This window comes from Loigolactobacillus iwatensis (assembly GCF_003950295.1).
Lineage (GTDB): Bacteria > Bacillota > Bacilli > Lactobacillales > Lactobacillaceae > Loigolactobacillus > Loigolactobacillus iwatensis.
Genome location: NZ_RHNP01000010.1, coordinates 1 through 16200 on the forward strand (window position 1 = coordinate 1; position 16200 = coordinate 16200).

Genomic DNA, 16200 nt, shown 5'->3' on the forward strand with positions numbered 1-16200 from the left:
GTGAGCTCTTTTTCTGTCCTTAAATTGTAAATTCAAGGGCCCAAAAAATCCTGTTAATAGTTTACCACTTTGTAAACGATCAACAGGAAAAAGTATAGAGCCGTATTAATTGCCAAGAAATACCAGATCAAAAGTAACGCCATTATTAATAGGTGGGTGCGCCAATACCAGCGTTTTGGTGTCAGTGGGCTTGAGGTGCGACAGTCCAAAAAGGTTTATGCTGGCACTTTTAAAGTGACTGTTTTAAACTGGATGAAAACGAATCAGGCATCTCTAACTGAAACTGCCCTGAACTTTGATATTTCTTCGCCAGCAGCCGTTTGGCAATGGCAACGAACTTTCGAAAATGACGGGCCTGATGCCTTGTTTCGTAACCGAGGACGGTCAAAAATTATGTCAGCTAATAAACCAGGTAAGAAAACGAAGCAACCAGATGAATTAGCACGCTTACGTGACGAAAACGAATTACTAAAGATCGAGAACGACTACCTAAAAAAATTGAAGGCCTTGGCTCAATCACAAGCAGACAACGAGCACAAATCATCCAAGAACTAAGGCTCAATTATCGGCTCGGTAAAATTCTTAAAGTCGTTGGCATGGCCAAGAGCACCTATAGCTATGCGCTAAAGCAGGTTCCAACTAAAAACGATCCGGACGCGATTCTTAAACAAACCATTACGGACATTAAAGCCAAAGCGACTGCGGCCGGTTATCGCCAAGTCACTGGCCAATTACGTGAAATGGGGCTTGTGGTCAATCATAAGAAAGTTTTACGCATAATGCGTGAATTGAACCTGTTATCAACGGCGTATAATAAGCAAACCCGTAAGTATAACTCTTACAAAGGAACGGTTGGAGCCGTCGCTAAGAATCGGCTTAAACGACGCTTTATGACCAATCGACCGTATCAAAAGTTAACAACTGATATTACTGAGCTTCGTTGGGGTAATAAAACGATTGAAGAACGGGCTTACTTTACGTGTGTTTATGATTTGTTTTCCGGTGAAGTCCTGAGCCATAATATTTCTTTAAACCCAACGGTGGTGTTCACCACCGATGTTTTAACAACCGCGATCAACCTGATTCCAAAACAACTGGGTTATCGGACAACAATCCACTCTGACCAAGGCTTTCAATATCAAAATTCGCGTTGGGTCCGTATTTTAAAACAACAGCGTATTTTCCAGAGTATGTCACGCAAAGCAACCTGCTTAGATAATGCGGCTATGGAAAGTTTTTTTCACATTCTAAAAGCAGAAGTTTATGACCAAAAGCAGTTCGCTACCTTGGCGGAATTAACCATGGCCGTCTCGAACTGGCCTCAATATTATAATTTCACGCGAACCAAAACAAAACTGGGTGGCAAGAGCCCGGTTAAATACCGTGTTCTTACCACCCAGAAAGCTGCTTAAAGTTTCGTCCAATATTTGGGGTTCACTTCAACTACTCTTACTATTTCTGAGCAATACGCTAAAACGTGCGCCAAAAGGATATCGCTGCAGTCAATAGTGGGTTAATCAATCTGATAAATCTAGTTAGTCAAATAATCAACAAAACAGCCACACGAAGATTATCGTGTGGCTGTTTTGTGAACAGTGGTGCTTAATTTGGTTGTTTACTTAATTTCTCCACTAACGCTTCATCTGGCGTTACAAACAACGTATGCTGACCCTCATAGATAACAAAGCCAGGTTTTGCGCCATTGGGTTTATGAACTCGTTTAACTTGCACATAATCCACCGGGACCGTTGCGGATAAGCGTGATTTGGAGAAATAGGCTGCTAAATTGGCCGCCTCCGCCAACGTTTTCTCACTAGGGTCCGAATGAGAAATAATAACGTGTGATCCAGGAACATTCTTTGCGTGTAACCAGATATCAGTCTTTCTGGCAGTTTTTAGGGTTAAACGATCGTTTTGTAGATTATTTTTACCTACCAAAATCGAGGTACCATCACTAGCATAAAATTGATCAGGCTTGCTGAGTTTAGGTCGTTTAATCTTCTTGTTTTTCTGCTGTTTACGGTGCAAATAGCCTTGCTGGAATAATTCCTCTTGAATATCAATTAAATCTTTTGGCGCCGCAATTTCAATCTGGGCAAGAATTCCGCTTAGATAGTCAACTTCCTGCTGAGTTTCGGTCATTTGATCATTAACGTAATGAACAGCATTTTTTAATTTTTGGTACTTAGTAAAATATTTTTGCGCATTTTGTGAAGGTGAAATCTGATTAGATAAATTAATCTTTAAGGGCTGTTCGTTAGCATAATAATTCGGTAATTCAATTGACGTCATGCCGCGCTCTACTCGATTTAAGTAAGTCGTTAGGATTTCACCCTTAATCCGGTAATCATTCGCTTTTTCACTGTTTTTCAACGTTTGCGTTAATTTTTTTAACTTCTTACGGTCTTTTTTTAATTCATTTTGAACAAAATGGATTAATTGACTGCCTTGTTGGTGGACACGATCAAGTTCAACTTTGTCCCGGTAAAATTGATCCAACATATGACTAAGGCCTGAATAGTTCTTCTTTTGGCCTTTTTCTGATTGATAGTCAATCGCCGAGAACTGCATCTGCTGGCGCTCGCTTAACCGCGTAACAGTTGGTTGGGGTTTCTGATCAATTGCGAGAAAGAACTCCTGCCAAGTAGTCACTGGATTGGGTTGTTGCGTCAATCTAGTTGCCAATTCAACACTACTATCAAAACCAAGGCCCTGAAAATCCTGTTGGAGCTTTTTAGCAAGCTTAAAAACGTCTGCAGTCTGTGGTAGCCCCTTAAGGTAATCCACCGCATCAAACTTGAAGGGGTTAACGTTGTCTTGTTTAGGCGGTTCAATGTAAGTTGCACCAGGCATCAGTAAACGATAACGGTTCTGATCGCTTGAGACGTGCCGGACAGTATCTAAAATTCGACCAGTATCCTGTTGGAGAAGGATTAGATTACTGTGGCGGCCCATCATTTCAATAATTAAACTAATATTTTGTAAATCACCTAATTCATTCCGTGAGGTAAAAGTTAGGTGTACAACTCGGTCATTTTCTTTTTGACTTAACTGTTTTAAAAGTGCACCATCAAGGTATTTACGTAGTGTCATTGTAAATTTAGTTGGTTTTGCTGGGTTAACGTAAGGGATCTCGGTAACCTGCAAACGTGCGTAAGTAGGGTGAGCCGATAGTAACAAAGGGTAATTGTGCCGATTAGCCCGAATTACTAAAATTAGTTCGTTCGGGTACGGCTGGTTGATTCGACTAATTCGTCCACCGACTAGTAATGGTGCAAGTTCATTGACCATTGCGTGTGTGAAGATCCCATCAAATGACATTTAGGCTATCCCGCTTTCTGTTAGAGTTTATCGGTACTAATTATACTGGTTTTTAGACGTTTAGACAAAAACTTTGATTCTTGTAAGTTGTTAAGCAAAAATGTATTATTGATCAAGCAAACTTAGCGCCTTGGATTAGTTAGTAAAGAGGGAAGAGAAGCAGTGGGGTAGTTGAATTATTAAATTTTTCCCGTAATTTATGCAAATATAATCCATTATGGTCATTATGGTATAGTTATTAGTTAGAATATAAAAGTTTATAAAGTAGGTGTCATTCATGAGGATTGCTGTTGTAACTGATAGTACAGCGTATTTACCCCAACAATTAATCAAGGAAAATAACATTACTGTCGTACCAATTCCAGTAATTCTGGATGGTAAAACATATGACGAAGGTACCCAGATCTCGACAAGTGAATTCTACACGTGGCTGCGGCAGTCAGAGACATTACCAAGCACTACTCAACCGTCAATTGGTGAGATGGTAAAATTATACCGTAAACTTGGTGATCAAGGCTACGACACAGTGATCAGCATTCATTTATCCAGTACCATTTCTGGTTTTCTTAGTAATTTACGAAATGTTGACGATTTAGTGCCTAATACGCACGTTATTCCGTATGATTCGCAGATTACCGTTATTTTAATGGGTGAAATGGTTCTAACCGCAGCTAAAATGGCCAAGTCAGGAAAAACAGTTGATGAAATTCTGGCTCGCTTAGACGCACTTCGCGAAACAACTGATGAATACTTCATTGTTAACGACTTGCAGAATTTAGTCAAAGGCGGTCGTTTATCCAATGCTTCGGCTTTTCTTGGCGGTATGTTACGGATTAAACCAATTTTAACCTTTGACGATGAACATAAAATAGTTGCGTTTGAAAAGATTCGCTCACTAAAAAAAGCTTATAGTCGTGTTGAAGAATTATTTGATCAGGCCGTAAAAACAACTGACTATCCAATTCACGCGTTCATCATTCATGCTAATGATGAGGCGGCAGCAATTACTTGGCGTGATGAATTACAAGCAAAATATCCTAAGATCAAATTCGATATTAGCTATTTTGGTCCAGTAATTGGAACTCATCTAGGCGAAAAAGCAATTGCCATTGGTTGGATTAAAGATGAACAAGTATAAATTATAAAGTACTCTTAGCTGGGTGCTTTTTTAATTAGCGTTAAATTTGGGTTGCTTTTAAAGTGATTTTGGTCGGCTATTTATAAATGAATTTGAAGAGGGGGGTCAGTTATAAATTCACCAATTAATAAAAATTGATCAGTAGATAGATCAAGAATTTTATTAGTTTACATAATATATATTATACGAAGTAGTGTTGAAACAATCATATTGCGTAGAAAAACTTGCTTTGAACGTATTTTGATCTTGTTATCCAGCTAACCAACTTACAATCAACTTCTAAACGGCCGGCTTATTCTCATTTCATTTATAATAAATATTAATTCGATTACTAAATTATTAATTTGCTTATTATCGCTGCTACATAGGTATTTTTTGTTAGATTGTTGTTACTTTTTTAGTTAGTAAATCTTAGTTGTACTTGCTTATAATGATAAAAAGATTATAATAATCAACATCTTTATTAAATATTGGAGTGATTTATTAATGAATAAAATTGGTATTATTGGTGTTGGTCACGTTGGTTCTGCCGCAGCGCACGAAATTGTCGTTCGTGGTCTTTGTAACCACTTAGTTTTAATTGATCGAAATGATGATAAGGCTCATGCTGAAGAACTTGATTTGGCCGATATGGGTTCACAAACTTTATCCCATACAAAAATTTCGTCACAAGATTACTCCTTATTAAGTGATGCTGATGTTGTCATTTTCTCAACCGGCAATATGAATCGCCAAGAGCGTGATCGAATGCAAGAATTAGAATGGACAAAGAAAACCGTTTATGACGCTATTCCTAAATTGATGGCCTCAGGCTTTAACGGAATTATTGTGTCAATTACTAACCCTTGTGATGTTATTGCCGCCTTAATTCAAAAAGTCAGCGGTTTACCTAAAAATCACGTTTTCGGTACTGGAACGTCACTGGATACCGCACGTATGAAGCGTGTGGTTGCCAATAAATTTCACGTTAATCCTAAAAACGTTGCTGGCTATGTACTTGGTGAACATGGCGACTCACAATTTACGGCCTGGTCAACGGTCTCAATCGCAGGTATTCCGTTAGCTGAATATCCGGAGTCAGTTGACCTTAACTTAGATGAAATTAAAGAACAAGTTGCTGCTGGTGGCTGGCAAATCCATAGTGGTAAAGGCTATACTTGCTACGGTATTTCGGCCTGTGTTAGCAACATTGTCAAGGCAATTTTAACTGATGAAGTTGGTGCTTTCCCAGTATCTACGTATTCAAAGAAGTACGATACTTACGTTGGTCACCCAGCCTATGTTGCCGGTGACGGGATTGCAAAACAAATTAATTTACATTTGACTGCTGATGAAGAGGCCGAACTAGCCAAATCGGCAGCCAAAATTCATGATATGTTCAAGGAACATGCATTAGTTTCTGATTAATTGAATTTTCCTAAAAACATACTTTGAAGTGAACCACTTAAAATTAGATCTGATATAGTTAGGCCGCTCTCTGAACGGTGAGTCCCGGTGCTTTTCCGGAGACTCACCGTTCATTTTTGTTTTGCAATGTTTACCAAGATGAGTAGAAAATCCGATCTAATCAGTCATGGCTTGATTCAAAATAACTTAACGTTAAATCAGCAAAAAATAAATAACCACCCTTGCCTTCTCTGCAAATGCGGTTATTTTACGTTACTATTTAGCTTGTTGATTGGCTTCATAAGTCATCATTTGTAAGTGACGCGGTCCAATATACTCTGAACTAGGCCGAATTAGAGTTTCCTGCTGTCGTTGTTCCTTGATGTGTGCCAACCAGCCTGCACAGCGACTGGCCGCAAACAACAACGTAAATTCATCGGCCTTAAAACCAAGACAATGATAAATTGTAGCACTATAAAAATCCACATTAGGAATTAAATGTTTTTGTGCCCACATATAGCGTTCGATCTCAATTGATGTTTGGTACCAATCTAAATGATTCGTGCGTCGTGCCAATTCTTTGGCGTATTTTTTTAGTAATTTCTCACGTGGATCACTTTTTTTATAAATCCTATGACCAAAACCCATAATTTTTTTACCCTGCTCTAATTTTTCCTTTAAATACAAAACTGTTGGTCGTTTGTTTGTTGTTAATTCCTCGAGCATTAGACCCACCTGTTCATTAGCGCCACCATGTAGTGGTCCCTTTAATGCTGCTATTGCAGCCGTCAGACATGAATAAGTATCTGTCGCAGTTGACGCCGTAACGCGCGCCGTAAACGTTGAGGCGTTAAACTCATGGTCGGCGTGTACCAGTAAAACCTGATTTTCAATTAATTGCTGTCGTGGTTGTGGTTTTTTTCCTGTTGCCAGATATAGTAAATTAGTCGCGTAATCGGCCCTTGCTAATGGTGTTAAAATTGATTGGCCGCGATGTAATCGAATAATCGTTGTAATCACGACTAATACTTTGGCCTGAATAGCTTCTGGTGTTAAGGCAACTGGACTAACCATTTCTAGTAAGGACACCGCAGTTCGTAATTGACTCATCGGCGGCACCGGCGCGCGACAAAATTGCTTAAGGAGGATCGAATAATTGGCCGGTAACACCATATTGCGCGTCAATTGTTGCCGTAACCCGGTTAATTCGGTTTCCTGCGGTAATCGCAAATGCCACAATAAGAACATTGTTGTTTCAAAGTTAGGTTGCATTTTTGCAAGTTGCTCAATTGAATAACCAGCGTAGATTAAATGGCCATTATTGGTAGAACTAATACTAGTCTGTCCGGCTACAATACCCGCTAATCCATTTGTCATTTCAAACCAGCTCCTCTCCACGTGGGGTTGCTAATTTATCGGCAACCACCATGGGTAAAATACCACGATTTTCAAAGTAACGTTGCTCAATTGGTGCATCAAAGCGCAAAAGCACATCGAATACTGTCTTCTTTCCTGCTGTAGAAGTAGCCGTAACTTTAACTCGTTGATTTGGGAAAAATGCCAGCGCCAACTGTTCTTCACCAGTTAACTTTAATGTGGTCGCACTCTCACCTGCCTTAAATTGCAAAGGTAAAACGCCCATCATTGCTAAATTCGAGCGGTGAATTCGCTCGAAACTCTCCGCAATAACAGCTTTAACACCTAAAAGCGCCACTCCCTTGGCCGCCCAATCTCGGGACGAACCCATACCGTAATCCTTACCGGCCAAAATAATTAGGCCAACTTTATTCGCTTTATACTGCTGTGCCGCCTCATAAATCGTCATCGTTTGTTTTGCCGGCCAATATTGAGTAAAGCCCCCCACTTTATCCGGTGTTAGCTGGTTTTGAATTCGAATATTAGCTAATGTGCCCCGCAACATTACTTGGTGATTACCACGGCGGGAACCGTAAGAATTAAAATCACGGGTTGCCACGCCATGCGCCGTTAAATACTGACCTGCCGGCGTTGCTTGGCCAATAAAACCGGCAGGTGAAATATGATCAGTAGTGATCGTATTTCCTAATTTTGCTAATACGCGTAAATTTGTCATTGGCACTAGCCGCTGTTTCGTCAAATCAGCGAAAAATGGTGGTTTGGCGATATAAGTTGAGTGCGGATCCCAAGCATAAAGTTGACCCGTCGGTGCTGTTAATTTATTCCAGGTCCTGTTTTGTGTCAAAATAGCGGCATAATTTGCTTTAAATCGTTCTGGCGAAAGACTTTTTTGCTTTAAACGTGTAATTTCAGATTGTTGGGGCCATAGATCACTTAAGTAGATAGCTTGACCATCGGCTGTCCGGGTTATCGGTTCATGAATTAAGTCGATATCTAATCTACCCGCCAAAGCATAAGCAACAACTAATGGCGGTGATGCTAAATAGGTATCTTTAATCAACGGGTGTACTCGGCCTTCAAAATTGCGGTTACCACTTTCAATTGCGGCAACTGGATACGCGTGCTTTTCTAAAATAGTTTCTAGTTCCGGTTTTAATTTTCCTGAATTTCCAATACAAGTAGTGCAGCCATAACCAACTAGATTAAAACCAAGCCGATCCAGTGAATCTTGCAGGCCAGTACTTGCCAAATAGTCGCTCACCACCTTAGATCCAGGAGCCAATGAGGTTTTAACATATTGGGGAACTTTGAGCCCTAATTCAACCGCCTTTTTGGCCAATAAACCAGCCGCCAATAAAACGTCAGGATTAGAGGTATTGGTGCAACTAGTAATTGCCGCAATTCCTAAGGCACCAGGTCGTAAAGTGAATTTTTGTTGATTCACAGACACCGGCAATCCACTTTGTTCAGCATATTTGGTGAAGTTATTCGGAAGTTCGGCCAAATGTACCAGGTCCTGTGGTCGTGACGGACCCGCAACACTAGCCGAAACTGTACTTAAATCAAGGCTTTCGGTTTCGCTGTAATGCTGCAATTCATCTTCATTGGATTGGTAAAATAAATGATTGGCCGTTAAGTAAGTCTTGATCAACTTGATTTTTTCTGGTGAACGATTGGTTAATTTTAAGTAGGCCAATGTTTGTTCATCAACTGGGAAAAAACCACAGGTTGCGCCATACTCTGGCGCCATATTGGCAATTGTTGCTCGATCAGCAACGGCTAAGTTAGCCAAGGCAGGGCCATAGAATTCAACTAATTTTCCGACAACATCATGTTGCCTTAATTGATGTGTCAGCGTTAAGGCAAGATCAGTTGCGGTTGTTCCTGGTTTCAGTTGGCCGGTTAAACGAACACCCACAACTTTTGGCATTGGAATGTACGAGACTTCGCCTAACATACTGGCCTCCGCCTCAATTCCCCCAACTCCCCAACCAAGCACGCCTAACCCGTTCACCATCGTTGTATGCGAGTCCGTTCCCACTAGCGTATCCGGATAGGCCAAAATTTCTTCTCCAGACTGTTTAGTTGCAACTACTTGGGCCAAATACTCCAAATTAATTTGGTGAATAATACCAGTATCAGGTGGAATTATTGTTAAATTTTTAAATGCCTGTTGGGCCCACTTTAAAAAGCTATAGCGTTCGTGATTACGTTCAAATTCGCGTTTAACGTTATACGCAAATGCGGCCGGGTCACCTGATCGATCAACTTGGACGGAATGATCAATAATTAGATCAACGGGAACATCCGGGTTAACTTGCTTAGCATTTCCCCCAACTGCAACCAATTTATCACGCATGGCCGCGAGATCAACTAGCGCTGGAATTCCCGTAAAATCTTGTAAAATAACTCGTTCAGGTTTAAATGGAATGTCCTGCTTATGAGCATGATCCCAATTTATAAACGATGTTAGAAATTTCTTTAATTCCGGCCGTTTAGTACTTTGTCGTAAAGCGGCCTCTAACAGAATTCTGATGGTGTACGGAAAAGTTTCAATTTGTTGCTTTTGTTGGTTTAACCATGTGGCAATATTCCAATAACAATAAACTTTATTTGCAACTTTTAATTTTTGCTTAACTGCATTATTCATTGATTGGCCTCCTGGCTCACTTGACATTAACTTAATATAATCTATTTTTAATCATAATCTAATGATTGTCAAACGTAATTAAGCCTATGTTAGGTGGACTTTTAGCCTTTTTTGCTCATAACACTATCAAATAACATTAAAATTGGATAATAAATTTTTTATGGTCTAACCAAATGATGTTAGATGTTCTAACTTAATATTAATATAAAAAGAGCTTTAACAAATATCAGATTTGTTAAAGCTCTTTTATATTATCGAAATAACTATTTTTTATTACTTAAGCATTAAATGCATCAGTTAATTGTGGGACAATCTGTTTCTTACGTGAGACAACGCCTGGTAAGGCGATTCGTTTGTTAGCCAATTTGGCAGAAAAAGCTGCTTCAACTGGCGCCGTTGGTTCACCAACAACTAACACATCAGAATCACTATCTAAAATATTAGTGACCATCAAAACAAATAAGTCATATCCTTTAGCCTTATTTGCAGCAGTAATAGCAGCCTCAAAATCGGCCTGGCGCTTATAAACATCATTCACGTCAACGGTATTAATTTGCGCAACGCGAACTGATTTACCAGCCATCGTAAATGATTTGGCGTCCGCATCAATTAACTCACTAGCAGACTTATCATCAACGTTAGTCCCAGCACGCAACATCTCTAAACCATATTGATTTTCGTCCACACCGGCTAACTTCGCCAGTTCTTTAACGGCCTGACGATCATCATCAGTAGTCGTTGGGGATTTTAACAACAACGTGTCAGAAATGATTGCTGATAACATTAAACCAGCTAATTGTTTAGGAATAACCACGTCATTTTCATGATATAACTTAGTTAAAATTGTGCTGGTACACCCTACTGGCTCAGCACGATAAAACAAGGGGTTGGACGTTTCAAAGTTCGCAATTCGATGATGATCAACAACGGCAACGACTTGAACATCTTTAATATCAGCCACACTCTGTTGCGCTTCGTTGTGATCAACCAACATTACCTGGCTAACTTCTGCGGCCGCGGAAGTAATGACACGAGGTGCCTTTGCGGCAAAATGATCTAAAACAAATTTAGTTTCATCATTTGGTTCACCTAACGCGACGGCCTCTGTATCTTTACCTAACTTATTTTCAAGGTATGAAAATGCCATTGCGGCCACAATAGCGTCGGTATCGGGATTTTGATGCCCAAAAATTAACTGCTTACTCATTTAACAAAACACTCCTTAGTAATTAAAATATTGAATAATTAATTTATTCCGCAATTGATTTGAGACGTGAAATATAATCTTCCGTCGCAATATATTGATCAAACCCACTTAAGAAATTAGCAATCCGCGGAATCTGATTCTTTTCTTTGCGGAAAACAAAGGCTAAATCAAAGCGAATGGCTGGATCAAATGGCGCTGACCACAAATTACCTGTGTCGGCGTTAGCTTGAACGTATGAGTTCGGTAAAGCCGTGTAAAGCCCGGTAGCGTTGGAAAAGCGCATAATCTGATTAGGCGTCGTGAAATGAGCCACACTCTTCGGCGCATCAACCAATTGGTTCTTATAGGCCTCTTTAATAAAGGAATTTAAATAATATTGGCCAGGATAAGTCACCCAATTATTATCAATTGTATCCTTGTACTTGATTTTCTTTCGCTTAGCTAACTTTTCGTTATGATGTAAGAAAAGCAGATCCTCACTAATGATCTTTTTAGATTGATATGGCTTCCAATTTTTAATACTATCATCAGGCAGATACATGACCGCCAAATCAATCTGATTATTTTCAAGTCGCTCCCAAATTTCTTTACGGGTTAACATGTGAAAACTTAGTTCAATTTCAGGATTTTGTTGGTAGTATTTAATTGCAAAATCCTCTAGCACCCGATCCTCAATTGAAGCTAGTAGACCAATCGAAATTTTACCTTGAGTTGCACTCGTTGTCTGCTGAATTTCATCCGTTGCTTGATTTAGAAGGTCATAAATTTCGTGCGTTGTTTTCAGCATTGTCCGTCCGGCATCAGATAAATGTAATTTCTTACCCACCGAGTAAAATAATGGTGCATCAACGGTTCGTTCTAATTTCTTAATTTGTTGGGTTAACGCTGGTTGTGTGATTCCTAAAAGCTGGGCAGCCTGCGTATAGTTCATCGTCTCCGCAAGTTGTAAGAAATAAGTTAACGTTTTAGAAGAAAAGATATTTTCTTGTTTTGTCTTCAATTTGGTCCCTCTTTTCTATAGTGAAATACCTATGACTATCATAATGAATTACATAAATAAAAGCAATTTAAAATACCCGTAATTCCGATAAATTTTTTAAAAATTGGTCCTTAACATTGAAACAGTGCATAAAACTATTAATAATTACTAATCCTCGTTATACTAAGGTTGAAAACAAGAAAGGGTGATAATGATGTACAAGACAATCCTGGTTCCTACTGATGGTAGCCCTAATGCCAATCATGCCGTTGAAGAAGCTATCCAACTCGCAAAAGTATTTGGCAGTACACTTTATATTGTTTCAATCGTTAATGATATGCAATACGTCCCCTATGGTTATGGCTTAACGGTCTCCGGCAATTTGTTAGAGAACTTGAAAAGCCGAGCAACTGAACTTCTTGAAACTGCTGAACAAAGTGCTAAAGAGCAAAATGTTAACGTTAAAACAGTCGTTAAATCTGGTGTCCCGAAAAACTTAATTACCGAGGATTTACCTAAAGAATATCATGCCGATCTCATTGTTATCGGTAAATCTGGGATTGATGCCCTTTCGCGCCTCATTCTTGGATCAACAACAGCCTATGTTGTCCGCCACGCGACAACGCCAGTTTTAGTTGTAACCGATGAAGAAGAAAATTAATTATTAAAAAAATAAGCCGCTAAATTATCATCATAATTTAGCGGCTTATTTTTTTAATAATTAGGAAACTTTTTATAATTGGTATAATCACTGGTATGCAATAAGCGTTCAGCATTTTTAACCCGTAAGGTCGTTGGAGGTTCAATGCCGTCTAAGGGGTACTTAATGCCTAACTCCTCATACTTAGGAACGCCCATTGTGTGGTAAGGTAATATTTCCACTTTATCAACGATTGGTGCGATCGTTTTAATGTAATTACCAATCTGAATCAATTCATAATCATAATCCGTCCGTTGTGGGACTAAGACATGGCGAATCCAAACGTGCTTATCATGTTCCAGCATATAGTCTAACATATCAAAGATATTCTCATTACTCCAACCAGTTAACCGTTTATGCTCCCGGGGATTGATTTGCTTGATATCAACCATTGAAATATCAGTATATTTCATTAATTCTTCAAATTTACCAAACCATGGTTGCTTACGGGTGAACGGTTGACCACACGTATCCAAACAAGTTGTAATACCGTCTGCCTTCGCCTTTTTAAACAAATCAAGAATAAAATCAATTTGCAGTAAAGCTTCACCACCACTTGTGGTAATGCCACCTTGTGTACCCCAAAAGGCCCGGTAACGTTTAGCATCCGCCAACATTTCGTCAGCCGTTACCTCGTCACCTGTCCCAATATTCCAAGTATCAGGATTGTGACAGAATTGACAGCGCATCCGACAGCCTTGTAAAAACGCAACGTAGCGAATTCCAGGTCCATCAACTGAACCAAACGTTTCGATTGAATGGACGTAACCAATTGGTGCTTTATCTGTAACCGCAGTTGCTGCGGATAGATCTTGTTCATAAATTTTCATAATTGTCACCCCTAGTAAGAAACTACTTTCTAGTAAAGAACACTAAACCTAGATCACGTTTGAAAGTTACTTTTACTAGTATTTTTCTAGCAATTTTCCAAATACTCGTAGTCTAATGCTCTTTACTAGAAAGTGGATGAATTTACATCCACTTTCCAACTTTTAGTTACATTGCTTCAAAGTATGTCCGTGAAATAACGTCGTCTTGTTGTTCTTTCGTTAAATCAGCGAAGTAGACACAGTAGCCGGAAACCCGAACGGTTAAGGTTGGGTACTTTTCAGGATGAGCCTGAGCGTCACGTAATGTGTCACGGTTAAAGACATTGATGTTCAAATGCATGCCTTTATTTTCCATGTAACCATCAACCATGTTAACCAAGGTATCTTTTTGGCCTTCAACATCGTTACCAAGTGTTCGTGGTGTTACCCCAAAAGTATTTGAGATACCATCAGTTGCGTATTTGTATGGTAATTTAGCAGTTGACATTAATGAAGCTAAAGCCCCATTCTTTTCGGCACCGTAAGCTGGGTTAGCACCAGGTGAGAATGGTTCGCCGGCTTGACGGCCATTTGGTGTTGTACCAGTATTTTTACCATAAACAACGTTAGACGTGATGGTAAGAACTGACGTTGATAATTTGGCATTATGATATAAATGATGTGTATTCATCTTGTTATAGAATTGTTTGATTAAATCTTTACCAATCTGATCGGCACGATCATCATTATTACCATAACGTGGGTAATCATCATTATCAGCCTTGAAATCAACTGCAATACCATCTTCGTTACGGATAATCTTAACGTGGCCGTACTTAATTGCGGAAATCGAATCAATGGCATGGGACAAACCAGAGATACCAGTTGCAAAAGTATAATCAAGGCGCGTGTTCTTAAGTGCTAATTCTTCGGCTTCATAATCATACTTGTCATGCATATAGTGAATGGCATTCAAGGCGTTAACGTAAACGTCGGCTAACCAATCGGTCTGAACGCTAAACTTACGCATGAATTCATCATAGTCGATGTAATCACTTGTAATTGGTTCAGCATTTGGACCAACTTGTGCACCAGCTAGCTCATCAACCCCACCATTAATGGCATAAAGAACTGCTTTAGCAAGGTTGGCACGAGCACCAAAGAATTGAACACCATCGGCAACCGGTTGTGCGGAAACACAACAAGCAATGCCATAATAGTCTGTTCCCCATTGGTCACGTAATAATTCATCGTTTTCATATTGAATCGTTGAGCTATCAATTGAAACTTCAGAAGCATAACGTTTAAAACCATCTGGTAAGCGTTTGTCCCAAAGTAAAGTGATATTTGGTTCTGGTGCGGCGCCCATGTTTTCTAAGGTCTTCAAAACACGGAATGAAGTCTTAGAAACATGATGCCGACCGTCCATACCAACACCAGCCATTGATAAAGTGGCCCAAATTGGATCGCCGGAGAATAAATCATTATAGTCAGGTGTCCGAATAAAACGAACCAAACGTAATTTCATAACGAATTGATCGATTAATTCTTGTGCATCCTTTTCGGAGATTAAACCTTTATCAAGATCACGCTGGATGAAAATATCCATGAAGGCATCAATTCGGCCAACGGACATTGCAGCACCATTTTGGGTCTTGATTGCGGCTAAATAACCAAAGTATAACCACTGAACGGCTTCCTGTGCATTAGCTGCCGGCCGTGAAATGTCATAACCATAACTAGCGGCCATTTCCTTCATATTAGTTAAAGCACGAATTTGTTCGCTAACTTGTTCACGTAATCTAAGTACAGAATCAGTCATCTCACCGTCGCCTAAGTTAGCACCATCTGCCATCTTGTCTTCGATTAAACGATCGATACCATATAAGGCAACCCGTGGCAAATCAGGAATAATCCGGCCACGACCATAAGCATCAGGTAACCCAGTAACAATCTTGTAGTGACGAGCCTTACGCATATCTGGTGTATAAACATCAAAAACACCTTGGTTATGCGTTTTACGCCATTCAGAAAAGATTTTGTGCATTTCTGGATCTGGTTTGTAGCCATAAGCTTCAAGCGCATCTTCTGCCATTCTGATACCACCATATGGCATGAAAGCACGTTTTAATGGTTTGTCAGTTTGTAAACCAACGATTTTTTCTAAATCCTTTTCAATATAACCTGCTTTATGTGAAGTTAAGGTAGCTGGAACCTTAGTGTCTGCATCTAAAACACCGCCGGCCTCACGTTCCTTCTGCTTCAAAGCGATAACTTTATTATTTAACGTTGTTGTTGCTTCAGTCGGGCCTTCCAAGAAGCTTTCATCACCATCATATTGAGTCAAGTTTTGCTGGATGAAATCACGAACATCAATTTCGCCTTGCCAATCACCTGCATTGAAACCATCCCAATAATTCTGTGTTGTTTCGGTTTTAAGTTCTTTCATACTTTGTACCTCCCTAGTGAATTCTAACAAACTTTGTGTAACAGTTTTCATAAGTTAGTATAACATAGCCGTTATTCTTTGCAAGCCCTTTCTTTACCACAATGTCAATATTTAGACCGATTTATCTTATTTTGTTCTCTAACAAACTGTTATGCGGCTTTAAAATCGTCCAAACCCAAGAAAT

At 39.5% G+C, this 16200-nt stretch carries 10 protein-coding genes and 1 pseudogene; 4 read left to right on the plus strand and 7 right to left on the minus strand.

The features are described from left to right. Positions 1-105: 105 nt before the first annotated feature. Positions 106-1412 (plus strand): annotated as a pseudogene (locus EKM98_RS04195) (IS3 family transposase); the annotation flags it as partial. A gap of 190 nt (positions 1413-1602) precedes the next feature. Here EKM98_RS04195 and EKM98_RS04200 read toward each other — a convergent pair. Continuing rightward, entirely contained in the window at positions 1603-3321 is a 1719-nt protein-coding gene (locus EKM98_RS04200) for an NFACT RNA binding domain-containing protein (protein WP_125980773.1), read from the minus strand. Positions 3322-3598: 277 nt separating this feature from the next. On the opposite strand from EKM98_RS04200, the gene EKM98_RS04205 reads away from it, so the two are divergent. Together EKM98_RS04205 and EKM98_RS04210 are read left to right on the plus strand one after the other, a co-directional pair. Next, on the plus strand, positions 3599-4459 hold the full coding sequence (locus EKM98_RS04205; RefSeq protein WP_125980775.1) for a DegV family protein: 861 nt from the start codon (positions 3599-3601) through the stop codon (positions 4457-4459). Positions 4460-4945: 486 nt separating this feature from the next. Next, entirely contained in the window at positions 4946-5866 is a 921-nt protein-coding gene (locus EKM98_RS04210; protein WP_125980777.1) for an L-lactate dehydrogenase, read from the plus strand. Between the two features lie 255 nt (positions 5867-6121). Here the strand turns inward: EKM98_RS04210 and EKM98_RS04215 are convergent, their stop codons facing one another. From EKM98_RS04215 to EKM98_RS04230, 4 genes are all read right to left on the minus strand, one after another. Beyond that, positions 6122-7222, minus strand: coding sequence for a citrate/2-methylcitrate synthase (locus EKM98_RS04215; RefSeq protein WP_125980779.1), 1101 nt, complete (start codon positions 7220-7222; stop codon positions 6122-6124). Between the two features lies 1 nt (position 7223). Continuing rightward, positions 7224-9872 (minus strand): aconitate hydratase AcnA, encoded by a 2649-nt coding sequence (gene acnA, locus EKM98_RS04220; protein ID WP_125980781.1) that lies wholly within the window; start codon positions 9870-9872, stop codon positions 7224-7226. A gap of 277 nt (positions 9873-10149) precedes the next feature. Next, entirely contained in the window at positions 10150-11079 is a 930-nt protein-coding gene (locus EKM98_RS04225) for a manganese-dependent inorganic pyrophosphatase (protein WP_125980783.1), read from the minus strand. A 43-nt stretch (positions 11080-11122) separates the two neighbouring features. Continuing rightward, positions 11123-12079, minus strand: coding sequence for a LysR family transcriptional regulator (locus EKM98_RS04230; RefSeq protein ID WP_125980785.1), 957 nt, complete (start codon positions 12077-12079; stop codon positions 11123-11125). A 190-nt stretch (positions 12080-12269) separates the two neighbouring features. On the opposite strand from EKM98_RS04230, the gene EKM98_RS04235 reads away from it, so the two are divergent. Beyond that, positions 12270-12719, plus strand: coding sequence for a universal stress protein (locus tag EKM98_RS04235; RefSeq protein ID WP_225418520.1), 450 nt, complete (start codon positions 12270-12272; stop codon positions 12717-12719). A 53-nt stretch (positions 12720-12772) separates the two neighbouring features. On the opposite strand, the gene pflA is transcribed toward EKM98_RS04235, so the two are convergent. Together pflA and pflB are read right to left on the minus strand one after the other, a co-directional pair. Next, positions 12773-13588 carry a pyruvate formate-lyase-activating protein gene (gene pflA, locus EKM98_RS04240; RefSeq protein ID WP_125980787.1) on the minus strand — a complete coding sequence of 272 codons (816 nt, stop codon included), beginning with the start codon at positions 13586-13588 and terminating at the stop codon, positions 12773-12775. A gap of 166 nt (positions 13589-13754) precedes the next feature. Next, positions 13755-16016: a formate C-acetyltransferase gene (pflB, locus tag EKM98_RS04245; protein WP_125980789.1), complete on the minus strand. Its 2262-nt coding sequence runs from the start codon at positions 16014-16016 to the stop codon at positions 13755-13757. Positions 16017-16200: the final 184 nt, after the last annotated feature.

What these genes read in the sequence shown, in the direction of transcription:
- EKM98_RS04200 (WP_125980773.1), bottom strand. Translation starts at nt 3,321, where the DNA reads ATGTCATTTGATGGGATCTTCACACACGCAATGGTCAATGAACTTGCA.
- pflA (WP_125980787.1), bottom strand. Translation starts at nt 13,588, where the DNA reads ATGAAAATTTATGAACAAGATCTATCCGCAGCAACTGCGGTTACAGAT.
- EKM98_RS04225 (WP_125980783.1), bottom strand. Translation starts at nt 11,079, where the DNA reads ATGAGTAAGCAGTTAATTTTTGGGCATCAAAATCCCGATACCGACGCT.
- EKM98_RS04235 (WP_225418520.1), top strand. Translation starts at nt 12,270, where the DNA reads ATGATGTACAAGACAATCCTGGTTCCTACTGATGGTAGCCCTAATGCC.
- EKM98_RS04215 (WP_125980779.1), bottom strand. Translation starts at nt 7,222, where the DNA reads ATGACAAATGGATTAGCGGGTATTGTAGCCGGACAGACTAGTATTAGT.
- acnA (WP_125980781.1), bottom strand. Translation starts at nt 9,872, where the DNA reads ATGAATAATGCAGTTAAGCAAAAATTAAAAGTTGCAAATAAAGTTTAT.
- pflB (WP_125980789.1), bottom strand. Translation starts at nt 16,016, where the DNA reads ATGAAAGAACTTAAAACCGAAACAACACAGAATTATTGGGATGGTTTC.
- EKM98_RS04205 (WP_125980775.1), top strand. Translation starts at nt 3,599, where the DNA reads ATGAGGATTGCTGTTGTAACTGATAGTACAGCGTATTTACCCCAACAA.
- EKM98_RS04210 (WP_125980777.1), top strand. Translation starts at nt 4,946, where the DNA reads ATGAATAAAATTGGTATTATTGGTGTTGGTCACGTTGGTTCTGCCGCA.